The following is a 20,919-nucleotide window of genomic DNA, read 5'->3' on the forward strand; positions in this document are numbered from 1 at the left end:
GTGGGTTTTCCCGAGGTCGCTGTCATGCCATTTGCCGCTATAGTGCCTTAGCGCCAGGGCATATCCGCACCCCATAAATTGCCGATCTCCCTGGCGTCGACCGGCCGTGCCGGTCTGTTTGTTTGCCCACCAAAGGAGATCCCAATGAACCAAAAGAACAAGCTGTTCGCCGCCGGCCTACTGCTGGTCACCTCGCTGTCCGCCCAGGCCCAGTTGGTCGACAAGAAGGCGCTGACCCTGGCTGAAGCGCGCAAGGCGATGGCCGCGGCCACCGCCGAGGCCAAGAACAATGGCTGGAATGTGGTGATTGTCGTTGCCGACGATGCCGGTTATCCGCTAACCATCGATCGTCTCGACAATGCACAACGGCCCAGCGTCGATATTTCGATCGGCAAGGCAAAGACTGCGGCACTCTTCCGCCGTCCAAGCGGGGCGCTGGAAGAGGCCATCAACAAGGGGCGGCCGGCGTTGCTTTCAGCCGATGGCCACGTTTTCCTGCAGGGCGGGGTGCCGATCATCGTCAATGGCGATGTGATCGGCGCGGTCGGCGTTTCCGGTGTGCGGGCCGATCAGGACGAGCAGGTCGCGATGGCCGGGGCCAAAGCGGTCAGTCGTTAAGCGAAGATGGCCGGCCGCATCTGGCCGGCCTAGGCCACTTCGGCATCCTGCGGCCGCAGGATGCTGTTGTCGCGTAGCCAGGCCTTCCCTGAATTGGCTGACTGCTTTTCCAGTCAATCAATAAGAAAGCCAGTCAGGCCTTGGGGGCAGGGTTGAATTTGTAGCGTTTGGGCAGGTCGACCGCAGCAATGGTCTGTATCGGCAGTCCTTGCCAGGCGATGTCGCCCTGGCCGGTTTCCAGTAGGGCGATGAAGGCTGGATCGTCCACTGCTTGGCCATCGAGCATCCGGCATTCGGCGAGAAACCGGGGCAGATCGCGGTCGTCGAGCAGGCCGATGCCGAGTGCCGTCTCCAGCAGCAGGCTGCCATCCTCGTCGAGGTAAATGGCCTGGGCCGTGCCGGCCGCCTCACCGGTGTGGCTGACCAAGCAGTCGGCTTCGCGACGAAAAATCCAGGGGGTGTAGGCCAGCGCAACGAAAACCCGTTGCGGGCCATTCTGCACAAACCAGCAGCCTGATTCGTCACAACCGTACTGCCGGTTGATGAATTGAATCAGGCCGCTGTGCGTGACGCGCTCTCCCTGCAGGCGCCAATCGCCCCGCCGGTCGAGCGACAACCAGTCGTAACAGGCGGGGACGTTGGGCCACTTGGCGATGGCAGAGAGATCGACGGTCATCAGTCGGCGTACGCTTCCATCGGCGGGCAGGCACAGTTCAGGTTGCGGTCGCCATAGACATCGTCGATGCGATTGACGCTCGGCCAGAACTTGTTGGCCGCCACCCAGGCGAGCGGGAAGACGGCCTGCTGGCGGCTGTACGGATGCTTCCAGTCGGCATCGATGACGTCCGCCTGGGAATGCGGGGCATTCTTCAGCGGATTGTTGTCGGCCGTCCAGACGCCATTTTCGATCTGGCGGATTTCCTCGCGAATGCTGATAAGGGCTGCGATGAAGCGGTCCAGTTCGGCCTTCGATTCGGATTCCGTCGGCTCGACCATGATCGTGCCGGCGACCGGGAAGGATACCGTCGGCGCATGGAAACCGTAGTCCATCAGGCGCTTGGCGATGTCGATTTCGGCGATGCCGGTGGCCGCCTTGATTGGGCGAATGTCGAGGATGCACTCGTGGGCAACGCGGCCATTCTTGCCGGTATAGAGCACCGGGTAATGGGCGTTCAGCTGCTGCGCGACGTAGTTGGCGTTGAGGATGGCCACTTGCGTTGCCTTCTTGACGCCGGCGCCGCCGAGCATCGCCATGTACATCCAGGAAATGGTCAGGATCGAGGCCGAGCCGAATGGCGCGGCGGACACCGCGCCCTGGCCGGCATTGACGCGGTTGGCGTCGCCGGTCGGCTGGACGGCGTGGTCGGCCATGAACGGTGCCAGATGCGCCTTCAGGCCGATCGGACCCATGCCCGGTCCGCCGCCGCCGTGCGGGATGGCGAAGGTCTTGTGCAGGTTCATGTGGCTGACGTCGGCGCCGATGAAGCCGGGCGCGGTCAGGCCAACCTGGGCGTTGAGGTTGGCGCCGTCCATGTACACCTGGCCGCCGTTGGCATGGACGATGGCGCAGATGTCTTTGACCGCTTCCTCGAACACGCCATGCGTGGACGGGTAGGTGATCATCAGGCAGGCCAGGTCGTCCTTGTGCTCTTCGGCCTTGGCCTTGAGGTCGCTGACGTCCACATTGCCGTTTTCGTCGCAATCGACCACGACGACTTTCATGTTGGCCATCTGGGCGGTTGCCGGGTTGGTGCCGTGCGCCGATTTCGGGATCAGGCAGACGTTGCGGTGTTCCTCGCCGCGGCTGGCATGGTAGCGGTCGATGGCGACCAGGCCAGCGTACTCGCCTTGGGCGCCGGAGTTCGGCTGCATGCAGATGGCGTCAAAACCGGTGACGGTCTTCAGCCATTCGGTCAGGCCGGCGATCATTTCCAGGTAGCCGACCGCCTGGTCACGCGGCGCGAAGGGGTGCAGGCCGCCGAATTCCGGCCAGGTGACCGGGATCATCTCGCTGGTCGCGTTCAGCTTCATGGTGCACGAACCGAGCGAGATCATCGAGTGGTCGAGGGCCAGGTCCTTGTTCTGCAGCGACTTCAGGTAGCGCAGCATCTCGTGTTCGGTGTGATGCGTGTTGAACACCGGGTGCTGCAGCACGGCGTCGCTGCGGATCAGTTCGGCCGGCAGGGTCGGATCAGCCGCAGCCACCTGGGCGTCGATCAGGTCCAGGTCGAGCGTGACCTGGCTGATCAGTTTGAACAGCGTCGCGACGTCGTGGCGGCTGGTCGTTTCGTCGATGGAAACACCGAGCACGCCGGCCGAGACGCGGCGCAGATTGTAGCCGGCGGCCAGCGCATCGTGATAAACCGTTTCGGCACGGGCGCCGAGGTCGAAATGCACGGTGTCGTAGAACTGCTTGGTCAGCAGGCTGACCCCGGCCCGCTTCAGGCCTTCGGCCAGAATGGCGGTCAGGCGGTGGATGCGGCCGGCGATGGTACGCAGGCCTTCGGCGCCGTGATAGACGGCGTACATGCCGGCCATGTTGGCCAGTAGCACCTGCGAGGTACAGATGTTGGAGTTGGCCTTCTCGCGGCGGATGTGCTGCTCGCGGGTCTGCAGCGTCATGCGGTAGGCGGTATTGCCGCGTGCATCCTTGGAGACGCCGATGATGCGGCCCGGCATCGAGCGGACGAAAGCTTCGCGGGTGGCGAAGAAGGCGGCGTGCGGGCCGCCGAAGCCCATCGGGATGCCGAAGCGCTGGCTGGAACCGAGGGCGATGTCGGCCCCCATGGTGCCGGGCGACTTGAGCAGGAGCAGGGCCATCAGGTCGCTGGCGACGGCCACCGTGGCGCCCTTGGCCTTGAGGCCGGCGATGATGGCGCTTAGGTCGCGGACTTCGCCGTTGTCGTTCGGGTACTGGAGCAGGGCGCCGAAGAATTCTTCGTCTTTGACGCTGTCGACCGCAGCAATCACCAGTTCGAAACCGAAATAGCCGGCCCGGGTCTTGACGACGTCGATGGTCTGCGGGAAACAGGCGGCATCGACCAGGAAGCGGTTGGATTTCGACTTCGATACGCGGCGGGCCATGGTCATCGCTTCGGCGGCGGCAGTGGCTTCGTCGAGCAGCGAGGCGTTGGCGATCTCCAGGCCGGTCAGGTCGACCACCATCTGCTGGAAATTCATCAAGGCTTCCAGGCGACCCTGGGCGATTTCAGCCTGGTAGGGCGTGTAGGCGGTGTACCAGCCCGGGTTTTCCATGACGTTGCGCAGGATGACCTTGGGCGTCAACGTGTCGTAATAGCCCATGCCGATGCAGGATTTGTTGACGACGTTCTTGCTGGCGATGGCCTTCAGCGTCGCCAGCGCTTCGTGCTCGCGCTGCGGGGCGGGCAGCGCCAGGTCGGCCGGCAGGCGAATGGCGGCGGGCACGGTCTGGTCGATCAGTTGGTCGAGGCTGTCGGCACCGATGGCGGCCAGCATGGCGGCAATTTCAGTGGGGCAGGGGCCGATATGGCGGTCGATGAACTCGTCGTGCTGCTCCAGGGCTGAAAGGGGAAGATTCAACGGCATGGAAATCCTTGCATGAGAAATACGTGAAGACGTCATCCCCGCAGCGGCGGGAATCCAGTGGTTTGATCGTTCTGGGCTCCCGCTGGTGCGGGAGCGACATGCAGCGCTTAGGCGGCGTCGGCGACGGCCTGGTAGGCAGCAGCGTCGAGCATCTTGTCGAGGTCGGCGACGTTGTCCGGCGTCATCTTGAACAGCCAGGCGGCGTAGGCGTCCTGATTGACAGACTCAGGCGCATCGGCGGCAGCCTGGTTCACTTCGGTGACGGTGCCGGCGATCGGCGCGTAAACGTCGGCGGCGGCCTTGACCGATTCGACGACGGCGATTTCCTTCTCGGCGTCAAAATGGGCGCCGACTTCCGGCAGCTCGACGAAAACCAAGTCGCCGAGGGCTTCCTGGGCGTGGTCGGTGATACCGACGGTGACGCTGCCATCAGCGTTGAGCAGCATCCATTCGTGGGAGGCGGCGTACTTGAGGTTGGCGGGGACGTTGGACATGCTTTTCTCCTGAATGGGGGTAATTAAATGACTGCCTTGCCGTTGCGGGCGAATACGGGTTTGACGACCTTGGCCTTGAGTAGCTTGCCGCGGATGTCGACTTCGACCTCGTCGCCAACCTGCACGCCGAGCGGCAGACGGGCGAGGGCGATGGATTGCTGCAGGGTCGGCGAGAAGCTGCCGGAAGTGATTTCACCTTCACCCTGAGCGGTGATGGCTTTCTGATGGCCGCGCAGCACGCCCTTGTCGAGTAGGACCAGGCCGAGGAACTGCTTTTGCTGGCCGGCTGCGGTCAACGCAGCTTTACCGACAAAATCACGCTCGGTATTGAGTGAAACGGTCCACGCCAGACCGGCGTCGAGCGGCGAAACCGTCTCGTCCATGTCCTGGCCATAGAGGTTCATGCCGGCTTCCAGGCGCAACGTGTCGCGGGCGCCGAGGCCACAGGGGGCGACGCCGGAAGCATTCAGCTTGTTCCACATGGCTTCGGCTTCGCCGGCCGGCAGCATGATTTCGTAGCCATCTTCACCGGTGTAGCCGGTGCTGGCGATGAAGTACTGGTCGACTTCGGCAGCAAAGAAAGGCTTCAGGTCGGCAATTGCGGCCTTGGCCTGGGGGAGGACTTCCCAGACCTTGGCGCGGGCATTCGGGCCCTGCACGGCGATGATGCCGAGGGCGTTTGCACCATCGCGGCGCTGGGTGATGGTCACGTCGAGCTTCCATTCGGCGACCTTGGCCTGCATCCAGGCCAGGTCCTTCTCGGCGGTACCGGCATTGACGACGATGCGGAAGCGGGTTTCGGTCAGGAAATAGATGATCAGGTCGTCGATGACGCCGCCGGCCTCGTTGAGCATGGCGGCGTAGAGCGCCTTGCCGGAGACCTTGAGCTTGGCGACATCGTTGGCGACCAGGCGGGACAGGAAAGCACGGCAATCGGCGCCGACGACATCGACCGGGCACATGTGCGAGACATCGAACATGCCGCAGTTGGTACGCACCGCGTGGTGCTCCTCGATCTGCGAACCGTAATTGACCGGCATGTCCCAACCGCCAAAATCGACCATCCGGGCGCCCATTGCGCGGTGGGCTGCGTTCAAAACCGTTTGCTTCAGCATATCAATCCTTTACTGACGTTTTATGACGTCGGTTCTAGAAACGGAAAAGGGGTGAAACGAAAGAACGAATCTTGCGTTTCACCCCTCTGTCCTCGATACCTGAGAGATTTGCCCCATCGGTGGGCGCTGTTTACGCCGCTCTCCAGAGTTTCGGCTGAATTTATGCAATTCGTCCGGTTCCATGGTCCTTTTACCTGAGCGTTTTCGGGTGAAATTGCGCCTTCGGCGGCAGACTTGATCTGCGCTCTCCCATGGAACGGAAGGCACTATAACGGGATGCCGGCATCTAATCAACCTGCTGCGCCGCACAATGGAAGCCGGGCGGCCAGGGCCTTCATGATAAACTCCGCATTTACCTTGCATTCAGTACCGTGACGCCAGTCAACTTTGATTTCCACTGTCATTCCACCGTCTCCGACGGGCTCCTGCCGCCCCATGAGGTGGCAAAAAGAGCCGCGGCCAATGGTGTCGACCTCTGGGCACTGACCGACCACGACGATCTGGGCGGCCTCACCGAGGCCAAGACAGTGGCGGAGGAAAGCGGCATGGCCTTCGTCAATGGCGTCGAGATTTCCATCGAATGGCAGGGCGTGCCGATCCACATCGTTGGTCTTGGCTTCGATGCCGAGCATCCGGGGCTGAAGAACGGCCTCGAGGAGTTGCGTGTTGGTCGCATCGAACGCGCCAAGCGGATGGGCGAGGCGCTGGCGGCAATCAATATTCCAGGTGTTTACGAAGGGGCGCTCTGTTATGCGACCAATCCCAGCCTGATTTCCCGGGCCCACTTCGCCCGCTACATGGTGTCGATCGGCATCGCCCGCGATGTGCCCGGGGTTTTTCAGTATTACCTGACGCCGGGTAAGCCGGGTTATGTCGACCACCGCTGGGCGACGCTGGCCGATGCCATTGGCTGGATCAATGCGGCCGGCGGCGTGGCGGTGGTGGCCCATCCAGGACGTTACAAGATGTCCGGTGGCGACATGCGCAAGTTTCTCGATGCTTTCAAGGAGTTGGGCGGGCAAGGGATCGAAGTGACCTGTGGCAGCCATTCGCCCGACCATGTAATGCATTTCGCCCGACTGGTTCGGCACTACGCCTTCCATGCTTCACGCGGTTCCGATTTCCACGGGCCGCAGGAAAGCTATGTCGATCTCGGCAAATTGCCGCAACTGCCGGAAGACCTGAAGCCGGTCTGGCGTCTGATTCGTTAAATTTATGGCCCGCATCGTCAATATTCACCCGGATACGCCGCAACAGCGATTACTCGCGCAGGCGGCCGAATTCATTCGCAATGGCGCCATCGTCGCCTTGCCGACCGATTCCTGCTATGCGCTCTGCTGTCATCTTGGTGACCGGGAGGCGCTGGAGCGTATCCGCCAGATTCGCCAGGTGGATGATCGGCATCATCTGACGCTGATGGTGCGCGATCTCTCGGAAATCGCCCATTTCGCCCGCGTCGATAATGCCCAGTACAGGCTGCTTAAGGCGGTGACGCCGGGTAGTTATACCTTCATTCTTGAAGGCACCAAGGAGTTGCCGCGGCGGGTCATGCACCCCAAGCGCAAGACCATCGGCCTGCGTGTGCCCGACCACCCGGTGGTTCTGGCGCTGCTGGAAGAACTCAATGAACCGCTGCTGACGACGACATTGCAGTTGCCGGGTGATGAGTTGCCTCTGACCGAAGGCTGGGAAATTCAGGATCGCCTGGAAGACCAGCTAGAGTTGATTCTCGATGCGGGGGGCTGTGGTACCGAGCCGACTACCGTGATCGACCTGACCGGCCCTGCGCCGGAACTGGTTCGCGCCGGGCGCGGTTCGCTGACCCCGTTCGGACTCGATTGAAGCGATGCTCGAAAGCCTGATCCAGACGCTGGCGGTCGCCGCCTTGCCGGTGATATTTGCAATCACCTTGCATGAGGCGGCGCATGGCTACGCGGCCCGCCATTTTGGCGACCCGACTGCCTGGCAACTGGGGCGCATCAGCCTTAATCCACTGCGCCATATCGACCTGTGGGGCACCATTGTTATTCCAGTCGCCATTTTGCTTTTTTCTGGCGGTTCCTTTCTGTTCGGGTATGCCAAGCCGGTGCCGGTCGATTTCGGTCGCCTGCGCAACCCGAAGCGCGACATGCTCTGGGTCGCGGCGGCCGGGCCGGGCGCCAACCTGTTCATGGCGTTGTGCTGGGCTGGCATGCTCAAGCTTGCCTGGCTGATGCCCGGCAACGATTTCACCTTGCCGCTTTCCGAGATGAGCAAGATCGGCATCATGGTCAATTGTGTGCTGATGGTGCTCAATCTGCTGCCGCTGCCACCACTCGATGGCGGACGGATTGCTGTCAGCCTGCTGCCGCACAAACTGGCCTGGAAGTTCGCCCAGCTTGAGCCTTGGGGCTTCCCGATTTTGCTGGTGTTGTTGTTCACCGGTATCCTCGGCACCGTTATGAATCCGCTGGTGATTTTTGCCGCGCGGACTATCGAATCCATTTTTGGACTTTACTGATCGACTATGTACGCAGAACGTGTTCTCTCCGGCATGCGCCCCACCGGCGCTCTCCACCTTGGCCACTACCACGGGGTTCTCAAGAACTGGGTCAAACTCCAGCATGAATATCCCTGCCTGTTCTTCGTTGCCGACTGGCATGCCCTGACGACGCATTACGACAATCCGCTGGGTATCGAGCAAGCGACCTGGGACATGGTGATCGACTGGCTGGCGGCCGGGGTCGATCCGAACCAGGCGACGCTGTTCATCCAGTCCAAGGTGCCGGAGCACGCCGAACTGCATCTGCTGATGTCGATGATGACGCCGCTCGGCTGGCTGGAGCGCGTGCCGACCTACAAGGATCAGCAGGAAAAGCTGGCCGGCAAGGATCTGACGACCTATGGTTTCCTCGGCTATCCGTTGCTGATGAGTGCCGACATCCTGATCTACCGCGCCGACAAGGTGCCGGTGGGTGAAGACCAGATTCCGCACGTCGAATTTACCCGCGAACTGGCCCGTCGCTTCAATCACATGTATGGCCGTGAACCCGGCTTCGAGGACAAGGCGCGCGAAGCGGTCAAGAAGCTGGGCAGCAAGAAGGCGCGTCTCTACGAAGAGTTGCGGACCCGTTTCCAGCAGAACGGCGACAAGGAAGCCGTCGAGCAGGCCAAGGCCATGCTCAACGAAATCCAGCACATGTCTGCGATCGACCGCGAGCGCCTGTTCGGTTTCCTGGAAGGGACCGGCAAGATGATCCTGGTCGAGCCGGGCTACCTGCTGACCGAAGAATCGAAGATGCCCGGGCTGGATGGGCAGAAGATGTCCAAGTCGTATCACAACACGATCACCATGCGCGAATCCGAAGAGTCGGTGACCAAGAAGGTGCGCAGCATGCCGACCGACACCAACCGCGTCCGCCGCACCGATCCGGGTGATCCGGCGCGCTGCCCGGTCTGGCAGTTGCATCAGGTCTATTCCGACGACAGCACCAAGGAATGGGTGCAGCAGGGGTGCAAGACGGCCGGCATTGGTTGCATCGAATGCAAGCAGCCGGTTATCGAGGGCATCCTCAAGGAGCAGGCACCGATGCGCGAGCGGGCCCAGATCTATCTGGATGATCCGACGCTGGTCAAGAACATCATTGCTGATGGTTGCGAGAAGGCCCGTGAACTGGCCCGCGAAACGATGCGCGATGTCCGCGAATCGATGGGGCTGGAATACCATTGATGTTCGGCTATGACTGGGAGTCCCTGATCTGGATCGGCATCGGTTTTGGCGGCCAGGCGCTGTTCATGATGCGCTTCGTCATCCAGTGGTGGAGTAGCGAGAAGGCCAAGCGGGTCGTCATCCCGGTCGCCTTCTGGTATTTCAGTCTGGCTGGCAGTCTGGTGTTGGTAATCTATGCCATTCATCGCAAGGATCCGGTGTTCATTTTCGGTCAGGCACTACCGGTCGTAATATATCTGCGCAATCTGCATCTGCACTACAGAGGCAAGGGCCGTTCGGCCGCCTCGTGACATGAATCTTGCGGTGGACGCCCCTCAGGCAGAGCTTTTCGTCCCTGTTGCCCGCATCTACGGCGAGGCAATGCAGACTCTGCCGCAGGATTTGTACATCCCGCCGGATGCCCTCGAAGTCATGCTCGATGCTTTCGAGGGGCCGCTCGACCTGCTGCTTTACCTGATTCGCAAGGCCAACGTCGATATCCTCGATATTCCGATGGCGCCGCTGACCCGGCAATATCTTGACTACATCGACGGCATGCAGGCCAGTAATCTGGAACTGGCGGCCGAGTATCTGGTGATGGCGGCAATGCTGATCGAGATCAAGTCGCGCATGCTGCTGCCGCGCCCGAAGCTGGGTGAGGGTGACGATGGCGAAGATCCGCGTGCCGAACTGGTTCGTCGGTTGATGGAATACGAGCAGATGAAGCTTGCCGGCCAGAAGCTGAACGAAATGCCGCAGGCCGAGCGCGAGTTCTTCTGGGTCGAAACTCTGGTCGAAAAATCGCTGTATGTCCGCTTGCCGGAAGTTTCGGTCGAGGATTTGAAAGAAGCCTGGATGAGTATCGTCCGCCAGGCCAAGCTGACCAAGAATCACAAGATCAGTCGCGAAGAGTTGTCGGTTCGCGAACATATGGGCATTATCCTGCGCCTTTTGCAGGAGCGTGGCGGATTTGTCCAGTTTGAAACCATGTTCGATCCGGCGATGGGCGCGCCCGGCCTGGTTGTGCATTTTCTCGCCATGCTCGAGTTGGCCCGTGAAAAACTGGTCGAATTTACCCAAACCGAGGCGTTTCAGCCCATTTACGTGAGAGTGCATCAAGGTGGAACCGAGCCTGGTCAAGAAGGTGCTTGAAGCGGCGCTGCTCGCCGCCCGCGAGCCGATGACGCCGCTCGAGTTGCGCAAGATGTTCGATGACGAGTTGTCGACTGACACCTTACGCAAATTGCTTGACCAGTTGCGCACCGAGTATGCCAAACGCCCGGTTGAACTGATCCAGCTTGCTTCCGGTTGGCGTTTTCGGACGCGGGCCGAATACCTGCCTTACCTTGAACGATTGAATCCGGAAAAGCCGCCGAAGTACTCGCGGGCGATGCTGGAAACGCTGGCCATCATTGCTTACCGGCAACCGGTCACCCGTGGCGACATTGAAGAAATCCGCGGGGTGGCGGTCAATAGCAATGTTGTCAAAACACTGGAAGAACGCGGTTGGATCGACGTTGTCGGGCATCGCGAGACGCCCGGTCGGCCGGCACTGTTTGCCACGACCAAACAATTTCTTGATGATCTGGGCTTGCGTAGCGTCAGCGAACTGCCGCCGCTCGAACAAATCAGCCAGACACTGGAGCTGAACCATGAAAAATAAACGTACGCCTTTCCGTCAATCGCCCGCCAAGGGCGAGGGCGGTCCCGAAAATCGCCTGGAAAACGGCGTCGACCGCAAGCGGGGTGCTGTGCGCGGCAAAGCACCGCAGCACGGTGCCGATGAGATGCCGGCTGTCGAGCCGGCTGCCAAGCCGAAACGCCAGCGCTTGGGGCCGCAGTCGGGGCGGGCCAATCGCGGCACCGTCGGCCGCAACGGCAAGGCCTTGCTCGAATCCAAGCCGGAGCGTTTGCAGAAGGTGCTGGCCCAGGCGGGCATCGGTTCGCGGCGCGAAATGGAGGAGTGGATCGCTGCTGGCCGGATCAGTGTCAATGGCGTCACGGCGCAGCTGGGGCAAAGCGTGATACCGACCGACAAGGTCAAGATCGGCGGTCGCCTGGTCAATTTGCGCTTTACGACGACCAAGACGCCGCGCGTCGTCATGTATCACAAGCCGGAGGGTGAAATCGTTTCGCGCGATGATCCGGATGGTCGGCCGTCGGTCTTCAGCGCGCTGCCGCGGATTCGGGGCGGGCGCTGGATTGCCGTCGGGCGTCTCGACTTCAATACCTCCGGCCTGCTGCTGTTTACGACCTCGGGCGAGTTGGCCAACAAGCTGATGCATCCGAGTTCGGAACTGGTTCGCGAATACGCTGTTCGCGTCTTGGGCGAGTTGACCGAGGAATCGAAAAAGCTGTTGTTGGGCGGCATCGAACTGGAGGACGGGCCGGCCAGTTTTGCCAGCCTGGAAGACCGCGGTGGCGAGGGGGCCAATCACTGGTATCACGTGACGATCTTTGAAGGTCGCAATCGTGAAGTGCGCCGGATGTTCGAGGCGGTCAATTGCACGGTTAGTCGCCTGATTCGTGTGCGTTACGGCCCGTTCAGCCTGCCGCCGCAACTGAAACGCGGTCGCGTGCGCGAGCTGGAAGAGATGGAAGTCAAGCATTTTATGCGCGAACTTGAGAAATCGCTGAAACCGGCGGCCGAGCTTTCCGAGAACGCATAAAGTCGGCTGGGTTCATTTACGGGGAGGAGTAAACTCGTTATAATTCACGGGTTTGTTCCTCTCGTCGTTTCTGGCGAGGCATCTTCTTTCTTGAGGTGGGCGTTTCGCCCATTTTTTATTTGTGGCTATGGATTTAAACACGCTGCTTGAAACGACCGTGGTCGGTCTGGGTTATGAACTCGTCGATGTCGAGATGTCGCCGCGCGGTCGAACGATTCGCGTCTTCATCGATCTCCCTGAAAAGGAGAGCGGGATTGATGTCGAGGATTGCGCCAAGGTTTCCAACCAGTTGTCGCGCGTCTTCGAAGTCGAGAACATCGATTTTGACCGGCTGGAAATTTCCTCGCCGGGCCTGGATCGCGTCGTCAAGAAGGCGGAAGATTTCGAGCGCTTCGCCGGGCAGGATATCCAGATCAAGTTGCGCATTCCGCATGGTGGCCGCCGCAATTTTCAGGGCGAGTTGCTTGGCTGCAAGGATGGCAAGGTTGGCCTGCGCCTGGAAAAAGATGAAGTGGAACTCGAATTTAATAACATCGAAAAGGCACGTCTCGTGCCGCGATTCGACTGAAGGACTAGGAGGTTTTAGCCCATGAGCCGTGAAATGTTGCTGCTGGTCGATGCACTGGCCCGCGAAAAGAACGTCGGCAAGGAAATCGTCTTTGGCGCCCTCGAACTGGCGCTCGCTTCGGCGACCAAGAAGCGTATCCATGACGAGGCCGATGTTCGTGTCTCCATTGACCGCAATACCGGGAACTTCGAGTCCTTCCGTCGCTGGCAGGTCGTAGCCGACAACGAATACGTCAATGAATACCTGCAGGTGCCACTCTCCGACGCCCAGAAGGACGATCCGGAGATTGAGGCCGGCGATACGCTCGAAGAGGCTCTGGAGCCAATCGACTTTGGTCGGATTGGTGCGCAGGCGGCCAAGCAGGTCATCCTGCAGAAAATCCGCGACGCCGAGCGTGAGCAGATTCTGGCTGACTTCCTGGATCGCAAGGAGCATGTCGTCTCCGGCACCATCAAGCGCATGGAGCGCGGCAACGCCATTGTCGAAGCCGGCAAGATCGAAGCCCTGCTGCCGCGCGATCAGATGATCCCCAAGGAAAATCTGCGCGTCGGTGACCGCATTCGCGCCTACCTGCTGCGTATTGACCGTAATGCCCGTGGTCCGCAGATCATCCTGTCACGGACGGCGCCGGAATTTGTCATCCGTCTGTTCGAGATGGAAGTGCCGGAAATTGCCGATGGTCTGATGGAATTGAAAGCCTGTGCCCGCGATCCAGGCATGCGCGCCAAGATTGCCGTCAAGTCGAATGATCCGCGCGTCGATCCGATCGGTACCTGTGTCGGTCTGCGCGGCTCACGCGTCACTGCCGTGCGTAACGAAATCGGCGGTGAGAACATCGATATCGTGCTGTGGTCGGCTGACCCGGCCCAGTTCGTGATTGGCGCCCTGTCGCCGGCTGAGGTTTCCTCGATCGTTGTTGATGAGGAAAAGCATGTCATGGATGTCGTCGTCGACGAAGATAACCTGGCCATCGCCATCGGGCGTAGCGGTCAGAATGTTCGCCTGGCTTCGGAGCTGACCGGCTGGACCATCAACCTGATGACGCAGGACGAGTCGGCCAAGCGTTCCGAGGCGGAATACGCGGTGACCCGCGTTACCTTCATGGAAAAGCTGGATATTGATGAAGAACTGGCCGATCTGCTGATCGAAGAGGGCTTCTCGACGCTGGAGGAGGTGGCCTATGTGCCGCTGGCCGAAATGCTCGAAATCGAGGGGCTGGATGAGGAAATCGTTAACGAGCTACGTAACCGTGCCCGTAACGTGCTGCTGACCGAGGCGATTGCCACGGAAGAGCAGCTGGAAAATGTGTCCGACGACCTGATGGGTCTGGAAGGCATGAACAAGGAGCTGGCCGCAAAATTGGCCAGTCACGACGTCAAGACGCGGGATGATCTCGCTGAACTGGCGGTAGATGAACTGACGGAAATGACCGGCATCGACGAAGAGCGTGCCAAGGAAATTATTCTGAAGGCACGTGCTCACTGGTTTGAGTGAGCGGGAGGTAGGAAGTATGTCCGCAACAACTGTTTCGCAATTTGCTGTTGAACTCAAAATGCCGGTCGCGGCCCTGCTCGAGCAATTGGGCAAGGCCGGTGTCGGCAAGGCTGGTAGCAACGATTCCCTGACCGATCAGGACAAGGCGCGTCTGCTCGATTACCTGCGCCGGGCGCATGGTGACGAGTCGCAGACCAAAATCACGCTGACCCGCAAGCAGACCTCGGAAATCAAGGCGACCGATGCGCATGGTCGGGCCCGTACCGTTCAGGTTGAAGTCCGCAAGAAACGTGTCCTCGTCAAGCGCGAACTGGGTGAGCACCCGGAAGCTGTGACCGATGCTGCTGATCTGTCGGCGCTGGCCGAACCAGTGGTCGAGCCGATCGTCGAGATCGTGCCCGAGCCGGAAGTCATTCCCGAGCCGGAGCCGATCGTTGAGCCGGTGGTCGAGATCGTTCCCGAGCCGGTCGTCGAAGAAGTCGTCGAGCCGGTTGTCGAAGCGCCGGCCGAAGTTGTCGTCGAAAAGCCCGCACCGGTCGTTCTTGATCGTGCCGCGATCATTGGCGAGAAGGAGCTCAAGGCACGCGAGCAGGAAGCGCGTCGCTACAGCCAGTTGCGTGAAATTCAGGAACGCGAACTGAAGCAGAAGCAGGCGCGTGAGGCCGAACTGGTGCGCATGCGTCAGCAGGCCGAAGCCGCTGCCATTGCCGCCAAGGAAGCCGAGCAAGCCAAGCAGCAGGCTGCTGCCCAGGCGAAGACTCAGGAAGCGCCGGCCGAAAAGGGTACGCTGCACAAGAAGCCGGATGCCCCGGGCAAGAAGGCCGGCAACGGCCGGGCCGATGATGGCAAGAAAAAGCCGGGCATCAAGACCCGTGGTTCCGATGTCGGTACTTCGTGGAAAGATGGCCGCCATGGTCACAAGAAGCACGCCAGCAAGGGCGGCGATGACGGCCAGGGCAGCTTCCAGGCGCCGACCGAGCCGGTTGTCCGGGAAGTGCATATTCCGGAGACTATTTCCGTCGCCGATCTGGCCCACAAGATGGCAGTCAAGGCCACCGAAGTGATCAAGGCCATGATGAAGATGGGCTCCATGGTCACCATCAATCAGGTGCTGGACCAAGAAACCGCGATCATTGTCGTCGAGGAAATGGGCCACAAGGGCGTTGCCGCCAAGCTGGACGATCCGGATGCCTTCCTTGAAGTTACTCAGGGTGTCGAACACAAGGACGTGCCGCTCGAGCCGCGCGCTCCGGTGGTCACCGTCATGGGCCACGTCGACCACGGCAAGACCTCGCTGCTCGACTACATTCGTCGCGCCAAGGTGGCGGCCGGTGAAGCTGGCGGCATTACCCAGCACATCGGTGCTTACCACGTCGAAACCGACCGTGGCATGGTCACCTTCCTCGATACCCCGGGTCACGAAGCCTTTACGGCGATGCGGGCGCGCGGTGCGAAGGCCACCGACATCGTCATTCTGGTCGTCGCGGCCGATGACGGTGTGATGCCGCAAACCAAGGAAGCGATCCACCACGCCAAGGCGGCCGGTGTGCCGCTGGTGGTTGCAGTCAACAAGATCGACAAGCCGGATGCCAACCCGGACCGCGTTAAGCAGGAACTGGTTGCCGAAGGCGTCATTCCGGAAGAGTACGGCGGCGATTCGCCGTTCGTGCCGGTCTCTGCCAAGAAGGGCACCGGTATCGACGAACTGCTCGAACAGGTCCTGCTGCAGGCCGAAATTCTCGAATTGACCGCGCAGAAGGATGCGCCGGCCAAGGGTCTGATCATCGAAGCCCGCCTCGACAAGGGGCGCGGTGCGGTGGCGACGATGCTGGTCACCTCCGGCACGCTGAAGCGTGGCGATGTCGTGCTGGCCGGTCAGGTCTTCGGTCGCGTTCGTGCCATGCTCGACGAGAACGGCAAGCCGATCAACGAAGCCGGGCCGTCCATTCCGGTCGAAATCCTCGGCCTGTCCGATGTGCCGGCCGCTGGTGAAGAAGCGATCGTGCTGGCTGACGAGAAGAAGGCCCGCGAAATCGCCCTGTTCCGTCAGGGCAAGTTCCGCGACGTCAAGCTGGCCAAGCAACAGGCGGCCAAGCTGGAAAACATGTTCCAGCAGATGGAAGAGGGCGAGGTCAAGACGCTGGCCCTGATCGTCAAGGCCGACGTGCAAGGTTCGCAGGAAGCGCTGGTCCAGACGCTGGCCAAGTTGGCCAACGAAGAAGTCCGGGTCAATGTTATCCACGGTGCCGTCGGTGCCATTACCGAATCCGACGTCAATCTGGCGCAGGCTTCCGGTGCCGTCATTATCGGCTTCAATACCCGTGCCGATGCCGGTGCTCGCAAGCTGGCCGAAACCTTCGGTGTCGATATCCGTTACTACAACGTGATTTATGACGCCGTCGACGAGGTCAAGTCCGCCCTGTCCGGCATGCTGTCGCCTGAAAAGCGCGAGCAGATTACCGGTATGGTCGAGATTCGCCAGGTATTCAACGTTTCCAAGGTTGGCGCGATTGCCGGCTGTTACGTCCTGGAAGGTATCGTCAAGCGCAATTCGCGTATCCGTCTGTTGCGCAACAACGTCGTGCAGTGGGATGGCGAACTCGACTCGCTCAAGCGCTTCAAGGATGACGTCAAGGAAGTTCGCAGCAACTTCGAATGTGGTCTGTCGCTCAAGAATAACAACGATATTCAAGAAGGCGATCACCTCGAAGTCTACGAAATTCAGGAAGTGGCACGCTCGCTGTAATGAAGAAAAAAGGTTTTCAGCGTAGTGATCGGGTCGCGGAGCAGGTGCGCCGCGACCTTGCCGATCTGATTCGTACGGAGTTGAAAGATCCGCGTGTTGGCATGATCAGCCTGACGGCTGTCGAACTAACCCCGGATTATGCTCATGCCAAGGTTTTTTATGCGACGCTCAATGCCGAGCATCTGGAGGAAATCGAGCGTGGCCTGAAGCGCGCGTCCGGTTTCCTGCGGCGTGAGTTGGGGCGGCGGATTCACATCCATACCTTGCCCGAGTTGCATTTCGTTTACGACAACTCCATCGAGCGCGGCGCCAGCTTGTCGCTGTTGATCGATCAGGCCAATGCGCTGAGCGATCAGACGCCGGAAGAGTAATTCTCCGCATGCAAGTCAAAAAGACCTGGAAACGGGTCGATGGCGTTCTTTTGCTCGACAAACCCATCGGCCTTTCTTCCAACGATGCGCTTCAAAAGGCGCGTCGCCTGTTTTCGGCGGCCAAGGGCGGTCATACCGGAACACTCGATCCGCTGGCGACTGGCCTGCTGCCCTTGTGTTTCGGCGAGGCGACCAAGTTTTCGGCCGATCTGCTCGATGCCAACAAGACTTACGAAGCGGTCCTCAAGCTCGGTGTGACCACCGATTCCGGCGATGCTGAAGGCGCGATCACGGCGACTGCTGCGGTCAACGTTTCGGCGGAGGATGTTTTGAAGGCGCTGCCACGGTTCACCGGCAACATTCAGCAGATCCCGCCGATGCATTCGGCGCTCAAGCGCGACGGCCGGCCGCTTTACGAACTGGCGCGGCAGGGAATCGAGGTCGAGCGCGAGCCGCGAGCGGTCACCATTCACGCCCTTGAGGTGCTGGCGTTTGCCGGCGACAGTCTGACGTTGCGTGTGGCATGCAGCAAGGGAACCTATATTCGCGTGCTGGCAGCCGATCTCGGCGCCGTGCTTGGTTGTGGTGCGCATCTGGCTGCCTTGCGGCGGACTGTGGTCGGCGATCTGAGCCTGCAGGGATCGGTAACTCTGGCCGAACTGGCGGCGCTCGACGAAAGCGAACGGTTGGCCTATTTGCAGCCGGTCGATGCCTTGCTGCATACGCTGCCGGTGCTGAGCGTTGAAGGCGAGGCGGCCATGCGTTTTCGGCATGGTAACCCGATTGATCTGCCGCCCGGCCTGGACGGAAAGATCCGGGTTTATGAGGGCAGCCGCCTGATCGGCATCGGCGAACCGGGGCAGAGCGGACGTCTGTGGCCGAAACGCCTGGTTCAATTGGCCGATTAACTGATATACTCCAAGGCTTCCTGTCGCCAACAGGAAGTTTTTTTAAACTGGCGCTGGCTCTATCAAACCGGGGCGGCGTCGTAACCATGAAAGAGAGTTTGAAATGGCATTCACCACTGAAGTCAAAGCCGGCATCGTTGCCGAATTCCAGCGCGCCCAAGGCGACACCGGTTCGCCGGAAGTGCAGATCGCTCTGCTGACCGCCCGCATCAACGATCTGACGCCGCACTTCAAGGAACACACCAAGGATCACCACTCACGTCGTGGTCTGCTGCGCCTGGTTTCCCAGCGTCGCAAGCTGCTGGACTACCTGAAGGGCAAGAATGTTGATTCTTACCGCACCCTGATTACCCGCCTCGGTCTGCGCAAGTAAGGCAGAACGAAGCCACGCAAGAGCGGCCCGGAAATTTCCCGGCCGCTTTTTTTGCTTTTTGTCGTAGTGTTTTGTTGTTGATTGTAAGTTGTTGATAAATCGTTGTTTATTGTGATGAGAGTGAAAGGAAATTATGTTTAATGTCGTGAAAAAAACCTTCGCCTATGGCGACCATCAGGTCACCATCGAAACCGGCGAAATCGCCCGCCAGGCTGGCGGTGCCGTTCTCGTTTCCATGGAAGAAACCGTCGTTCTGGTCACCGTCGTCGCTGCCAAGAGCGCCAAGCCGGGTCAGGATTTCTTCCCGCTGACCGTTGATTACCAGGAAAAAGTTTACGCTGCCGGCCGTATCCCCGGCGGCTTCTTCAAGCGCGAAGGCCGTCCTTCCGAAAAGGAAACGCTGACCTGCCGCCTGATCGACCGCCCGATCCGCCCGCTGTTCCCGGAGGGCTTCTACAACGAAGTCCAGGTCATCGCCACCGTGATGTCGCTGAATCCGGAAGTCGATTCCGATATCCCGGCCCTGATTGGCGCTTCGGCCGCCCTGGCCATCTCCGGCGTGCCGTTCAACGGCCCGATCGGTGCAGCCCGCGTTGGCTACATTGATGGCCAGTATGTCCTGTGCCCGACCCTGAGCCAGTTGAAGACCAGCCAGCTCGACCTGGTGGTTGCTGGTACCGAAGCCGCCGTGCTGATGGTTGAATCCGAAGCCGACCAACTGCCGGAAGATGTCATGCTCGGCGCCGTCGTGTTCGGTCATACCGAAATGCAGAAGGCGATCAACGCCATCAACGAGTTGGTCGAAGAAGCCGGCAAGCCGGAATGGGATTGGCAAGCGCCGGTCCAGGACGAAGCCCTGGTCGCCAAGCTGAAGGATCTGGTCGCTGCCAAGCTCGAAGAAGCTTACAACATCACCGTCAAGCAGACGCGCAGCCAGGCCGTCAAGGAAATCCGCGCCGAAGCCATCGCCGCCCTGTGTCAGGGTGAAGGTGCGCCGGACGAGAATACCGTCGGCAACCTGTTCCATGAAATCGAAGCCGCCATCGTCCGTGGCCGCATCCTCAGTGGTGCGCCGCGTATCGACGGCCGCAACACCCGCACCGTGCGTCCGATCACCATGCGTTCCGGCGTCCTGCCGCGTACCCACGGTTCGGCTCTGTTCACCCGTGGCGAAACCCAGGCCCTGGCGGTCGCCACCCTCGGTACCAACCGCGACGAGCAGATTATCGATGCGCTGGCCGGTGAATACCGCGACCGCTTCATGCTGCACTACAACATGCCCCCGTACGCCACCGGCGAATGCGGTCGCGTCGGTACGCCGAAGCGTCGCGAAGTCGGTCACGGTCGTTTGGCCAAGCGCGCGCTGCTGGCTGTGCTGCCGAAGCCGGAAGATTTCTCGTACTCGATGCGCCTGGTTTCGGAAATCACCGAATCCAACGGTTCCTCGTCGATGGCGTCCGTTTGCGGCGGCTGTCTGGCGCTGCTCGATGCCGGCGTGCCGCTGAAGGCACACGTTGCCGGTATCGCCATGGGCCTGATCAAGGACGGCAACCGTTTTGCCGTGCTGACCGACATCCTCGGCGACGAAGATCACCTCGGCGACATGGACTTCAAGGTGGCCGGCACGACCGCCGGTATCACCGCGCTGCAGATGGACATCAAGATCCAGGGTATCACCAAGGAAATCATGCAGGTGGCACTGGCGCAAGCCCAGGAAGCCCGTCTGCACATCCTTAACCTGATGCAGGAAGCTGCTGCCGGCCCGCGTGAAGAGATGTCGGCCTACGCGCCGCGTCTGTACACCTTCAAGATCAATCCGGAAAAGATCCGTGACGTCATCGGCAAGGGCGGTGCTGTTATCCGCGCCCTGACCGAAGAAACCGGCACGACGATCGACATCCAGGACGACGGCACGATCACCATCGCTTCGAGCAGTGCCGAAGCCGCTGCTGCGGCCCGCGCCCGGATCGATGCGATCACGGCGGAAGTCGAGATCGGCAAGATCTACGAAGGTACCGTACTGAAGATCCTCGACTTCGGCGCGATTGTTTCCGTGCTGCCGGGCAAGGATGGTCTGCTGCACATCTCCCAGATCGCCCAGGAACGTGTCAACAAGGTCGAAGACTACGTCAAGGAAGGCCAGATCGTTCGCGTCAAGGTTCTCGAGACCGACGACCGCGGCCGCGTCAAGCTGTCGATGAAGGCCGTTGCCGCCGAAGAAGGTGCTGCTGCCCAGCCGGCTGCTGCACCGCAAGCTGAAGCTCAGCAACCGCAGATGTAATTGCCGGTGTGCCGGCCCCCGCTGCGG

The 20,919-nt window shown here is 60.6% G+C and carries 20 protein-coding genes and 2 riboswitches; of the genes, 16 read left to right on the top strand and 4 right to left on the bottom strand.

All coding sequences use genetic code 11. From position 1 onward, the window contains the following. Positions 1 to 144: 144 nt before the first annotated feature. On the top strand, positions 145 to 618 hold the full coding sequence (locus GH663_RS05520; RefSeq protein WP_153130664.1) for a GlcG/HbpS family heme-binding protein: 474 nt from the start codon (positions 145 to 147) through the stop codon (positions 616 to 618). A 133-nt stretch (positions 619 to 751) separates the two neighbouring features. On the opposite strand, the gene GH663_RS05525 is transcribed toward GH663_RS05520, so the two are convergent. The 4 genes from GH663_RS05525 to gcvT all read right to left on the bottom strand — a co-directional run bounded on the left by GH663_RS05525 (position 752) and on the right by gcvT (position 5,794). Further along, positions 752 to 1,294 carry a DUF2946 family protein gene (locus GH663_RS05525; protein WP_153130665.1) on the bottom strand — a complete coding sequence of 181 codons (543 nt, stop codon included), beginning with the start codon at positions 1,292 to 1,294 and terminating at the stop codon, positions 752 to 754. Next, complete coding sequence (gene gcvP, locus GH663_RS05530; RefSeq protein ID WP_153130666.1) at positions 1,294 to 4,185, bottom strand: aminomethyl-transferring glycine dehydrogenase; 2,892 nt, start codon at positions 4,183 to 4,185, stop codon at positions 1,294 to 1,296. Before gcvP ends, GH663_RS05525 begins: the two co-directional genes overlap by 1 nt. A gap of 107 nt (positions 4,186 to 4,292) precedes the next feature. Then, complete coding sequence (gene gcvH / locus GH663_RS05535) at positions 4,293 to 4,679, bottom strand: glycine cleavage system protein GcvH (RefSeq protein WP_153130667.1); 387 nt, start codon at positions 4,677 to 4,679, stop codon at positions 4,293 to 4,295. Between the two features lie 23 nt (positions 4,680 to 4,702). After that, entirely contained in the window at positions 4,703 to 5,794 is a 1,092-nt protein-coding gene (gene gcvT / locus GH663_RS05540; protein WP_153130668.1) for a glycine cleavage system aminomethyltransferase GcvT, read from the bottom strand. Between the two features lie 76 nt (positions 5,795 to 5,870). Continuing rightward, positions 5,871 to 5,950, bottom strand: a riboswitch (glycine riboswitch). 16 nt (positions 5,951 to 5,966) lie between these two features. After that, positions 5,967 to 6,056, bottom strand: a riboswitch (glycine riboswitch). A 109-nt stretch (positions 6,057 to 6,165) separates the two neighbouring features. On the opposite strand from gcvT, the gene GH663_RS05545 reads away from it, so the two are divergent. The 15 genes from GH663_RS05545 to pnp all read left to right on the top strand — a co-directional run bounded on the left by GH663_RS05545 (position 6,166) and on the right by pnp (position 20,892). Continuing rightward, positions 6,166 to 7,005 carry a 3',5'-nucleoside bisphosphate phosphatase gene (locus tag GH663_RS05545; RefSeq protein WP_153130669.1) on the top strand — a complete coding sequence of 280 codons (840 nt, stop codon included), beginning with the start codon at positions 6,166 to 6,168 and terminating at the stop codon, positions 7,003 to 7,005. A 4-nt stretch (positions 7,006 to 7,009) separates the two neighbouring features. Next, the gene (locus GH663_RS05550) at positions 7,010 to 7,636 is read left to right on the top strand and encodes an L-threonylcarbamoyladenylate synthase (protein WP_153130670.1); all 627 of its coding nucleotides are present in this window, start codon (positions 7,010 to 7,012) and stop codon (positions 7,634 to 7,636) included. A 4-nt stretch (positions 7,637 to 7,640) separates the two neighbouring features. After that, positions 7,641 to 8,294: a site-2 protease family protein gene (locus tag GH663_RS05555; RefSeq protein ID WP_153130671.1), complete on the top strand. Its 654-nt coding sequence runs from the start codon at positions 7,641 to 7,643 to the stop codon at positions 8,292 to 8,294. Positions 8,295 to 8,300: 6 nt separating this feature from the next. Further along, complete coding sequence (locus GH663_RS05560; protein ID WP_153130672.1) at positions 8,301 to 9,503, top strand: tryptophan--tRNA ligase; 1,203 nt, start codon at positions 8,301 to 8,303, stop codon at positions 9,501 to 9,503. Continuing rightward, the gene (locus tag GH663_RS05565; RefSeq protein WP_153130673.1) at positions 9,503 to 9,793 is read left to right on the top strand and encodes a lipid-A-disaccharide synthase N-terminal domain-containing protein; all 291 of its coding nucleotides are present in this window, start codon (positions 9,503 to 9,505) and stop codon (positions 9,791 to 9,793) included. The genes GH663_RS05560 and GH663_RS05565 overlap by 1 nt, the downstream gene beginning before the upstream one ends. 1 nt (position 9,794) lies before the next feature. After that, positions 9,795 to 10,634 carry a segregation and condensation protein A gene (locus tag GH663_RS05570; RefSeq protein WP_153130674.1) on the top strand — a complete coding sequence of 280 codons (840 nt, stop codon included), beginning with the start codon at positions 9,795 to 9,797 and terminating at the stop codon, positions 10,632 to 10,634. 28 nt (positions 10,635 to 10,662) lie between these two features. Further along, positions 10,663 to 11,145: an SMC-Scp complex subunit ScpB gene (scpB, locus tag GH663_RS05575; RefSeq protein ID WP_246181515.1), complete on the top strand. Its 483-nt coding sequence runs from the start codon at positions 10,663 to 10,665 to the stop codon at positions 11,143 to 11,145. Positions 11,146 to 11,269: 124 nt separating this feature from the next. After that, the gene (gene rluB / locus GH663_RS05580; protein WP_439329154.1) at positions 11,270 to 12,151 is read left to right on the top strand and encodes a 23S rRNA pseudouridine(2605) synthase RluB; all 882 of its coding nucleotides are present in this window, start codon (positions 11,270 to 11,272) and stop codon (positions 12,149 to 12,151) included. A gap of 127 nt (positions 12,152 to 12,278) precedes the next feature. Then, on the top strand, positions 12,279 to 12,719 hold the full coding sequence (rimP, locus tag GH663_RS05585; RefSeq protein WP_066879866.1) for a ribosome maturation factor RimP: 441 nt from the start codon (positions 12,279 to 12,281) through the stop codon (positions 12,717 to 12,719). A 21-nt stretch (positions 12,720 to 12,740) separates the two neighbouring features. Further along, a complete protein-coding gene (nusA, locus tag GH663_RS05590) occupies positions 12,741 to 14,213 on the top strand; it encodes a transcription termination factor NusA (protein ID WP_153130677.1) in 1,473 nt (490 codons plus the stop codon). A gap of 16 nt (positions 14,214 to 14,229) precedes the next feature. Beyond that, on the top strand, positions 14,230 to 16,959 hold the full coding sequence (gene infB / locus GH663_RS05595; RefSeq protein ID WP_153130678.1) for a translation initiation factor IF-2: 2,730 nt from the start codon (positions 14,230 to 14,232) through the stop codon (positions 16,957 to 16,959). Next, complete coding sequence (rbfA, locus tag GH663_RS05600; RefSeq protein ID WP_066879872.1) at positions 16,959 to 17,330, top strand: 30S ribosome-binding factor RbfA; 372 nt, start codon at positions 16,959 to 16,961, stop codon at positions 17,328 to 17,330. Before infB ends, rbfA begins: the two co-directional genes overlap by 1 nt. 8 nt (positions 17,331 to 17,338) lie before the next feature. Continuing rightward, the gene (gene truB, locus GH663_RS05605) at positions 17,339 to 18,238 is read left to right on the top strand and encodes a tRNA pseudouridine(55) synthase TruB (RefSeq protein ID WP_153130679.1); all 900 of its coding nucleotides are present in this window, start codon (positions 17,339 to 17,341) and stop codon (positions 18,236 to 18,238) included. A gap of 103 nt (positions 18,239 to 18,341) precedes the next feature. Beyond that, positions 18,342 to 18,611: a 30S ribosomal protein S15 gene (gene rpsO, locus GH663_RS05610; RefSeq protein ID WP_153130680.1), complete on the top strand. Its 270-nt coding sequence runs from the start codon at positions 18,342 to 18,344 to the stop codon at positions 18,609 to 18,611. A 133-nt stretch (positions 18,612 to 18,744) separates the two neighbouring features. Then, the gene (gene pnp, locus GH663_RS05615; RefSeq protein ID WP_153130681.1) at positions 18,745 to 20,892 is read left to right on the top strand and encodes a polyribonucleotide nucleotidyltransferase; all 2,148 of its coding nucleotides are present in this window, start codon (positions 18,745 to 18,747) and stop codon (positions 20,890 to 20,892) included. Positions 20,893 to 20,919 lie beyond the last annotated feature (27 nt).

This window comes from Dechloromonas hortensis (assembly GCF_009469765.1).
GTDB lineage: Bacteria > Pseudomonadota > Gammaproteobacteria > Burkholderiales > Rhodocyclaceae > Azonexus > Azonexus hortensis.

What these genes read in the sequence shown, in the direction of transcription:
- pnp (WP_153130681.1), top strand. Translation starts at nt 18,745, where the DNA reads ATGTTTAATGTCGTGAAAAAAACCTTCGCCTATGGCGACCATCAGGTC.
- gcvT (WP_153130668.1), bottom strand. Translation starts at nt 5,794, where the DNA reads ATGCTGAAGCAAACGGTTTTGAACGCAGCCCACCGCGCAATGGGCGCC.
- GH663_RS05565 (WP_153130673.1), top strand. Translation starts at nt 9,503, where the DNA reads ATGTTCGGCTATGACTGGGAGTCCCTGATCTGGATCGGCATCGGTTTT.
- gcvH (WP_153130667.1), bottom strand. Translation starts at nt 4,679, where the DNA reads ATGTCCAACGTCCCCGCCAACCTCAAGTACGCCGCCTCCCACGAATGG.
- GH663_RS05550 (WP_153130670.1), top strand. Translation starts at nt 7,010, where the DNA reads ATGGCCCGCATCGTCAATATTCACCCGGATACGCCGCAACAGCGATTA.
- GH663_RS05555 (WP_153130671.1), top strand. Translation starts at nt 7,641, where the DNA reads ATGCTCGAAAGCCTGATCCAGACGCTGGCGGTCGCCGCCTTGCCGGTG.
- truB (WP_153130679.1), top strand. Translation starts at nt 17,339, where the DNA reads ATGCAAGTCAAAAAGACCTGGAAACGGGTCGATGGCGTTCTTTTGCTC.
- nusA (WP_153130677.1), top strand. Translation starts at nt 12,741, where the DNA reads ATGAGCCGTGAAATGTTGCTGCTGGTCGATGCACTGGCCCGCGAAAAG.
- GH663_RS05525 (WP_153130665.1), bottom strand. Translation starts at nt 1,294, where the DNA reads ATGACCGTCGATCTCTCTGCCATCGCCAAGTGGCCCAACGTCCCCGCC.
- scpB (WP_246181515.1), top strand. Translation starts at nt 10,663, where the DNA reads ATGACGCCGCTCGAGTTGCGCAAGATGTTCGATGACGAGTTGTCGACT.
- GH663_RS05560 (WP_153130672.1), top strand. Translation starts at nt 8,301, where the DNA reads ATGTACGCAGAACGTGTTCTCTCCGGCATGCGCCCCACCGGCGCTCTC.
- rbfA (WP_066879872.1), top strand. Translation starts at nt 16,959, where the DNA reads ATGAAGAAAAAAGGTTTTCAGCGTAGTGATCGGGTCGCGGAGCAGGTG.
- GH663_RS05570 (WP_153130674.1), top strand. Translation starts at nt 9,795, where the DNA reads ATGAATCTTGCGGTGGACGCCCCTCAGGCAGAGCTTTTCGTCCCTGTT.
- rluB (WP_439329154.1), top strand. Translation starts at nt 11,270, where the DNA reads ATGCCGGCTGTCGAGCCGGCTGCCAAGCCGAAACGCCAGCGCTTGGGG.
- rimP (WP_066879866.1), top strand. Translation starts at nt 12,279, where the DNA reads ATGGATTTAAACACGCTGCTTGAAACGACCGTGGTCGGTCTGGGTTAT.
- gcvP (WP_153130666.1), bottom strand. Translation starts at nt 4,185, where the DNA reads ATGCCGTTGAATCTTCCCCTTTCAGCCCTGGAGCAGCACGACGAGTTC.
- GH663_RS05520 (WP_153130664.1), top strand. Translation starts at nt 145, where the DNA reads ATGAACCAAAAGAACAAGCTGTTCGCCGCCGGCCTACTGCTGGTCACC.
- infB (WP_153130678.1), top strand. Translation starts at nt 14,230, where the DNA reads ATGTCCGCAACAACTGTTTCGCAATTTGCTGTTGAACTCAAAATGCCG.
- rpsO (WP_153130680.1), top strand. Translation starts at nt 18,342, where the DNA reads ATGGCATTCACCACTGAAGTCAAAGCCGGCATCGTTGCCGAATTCCAG.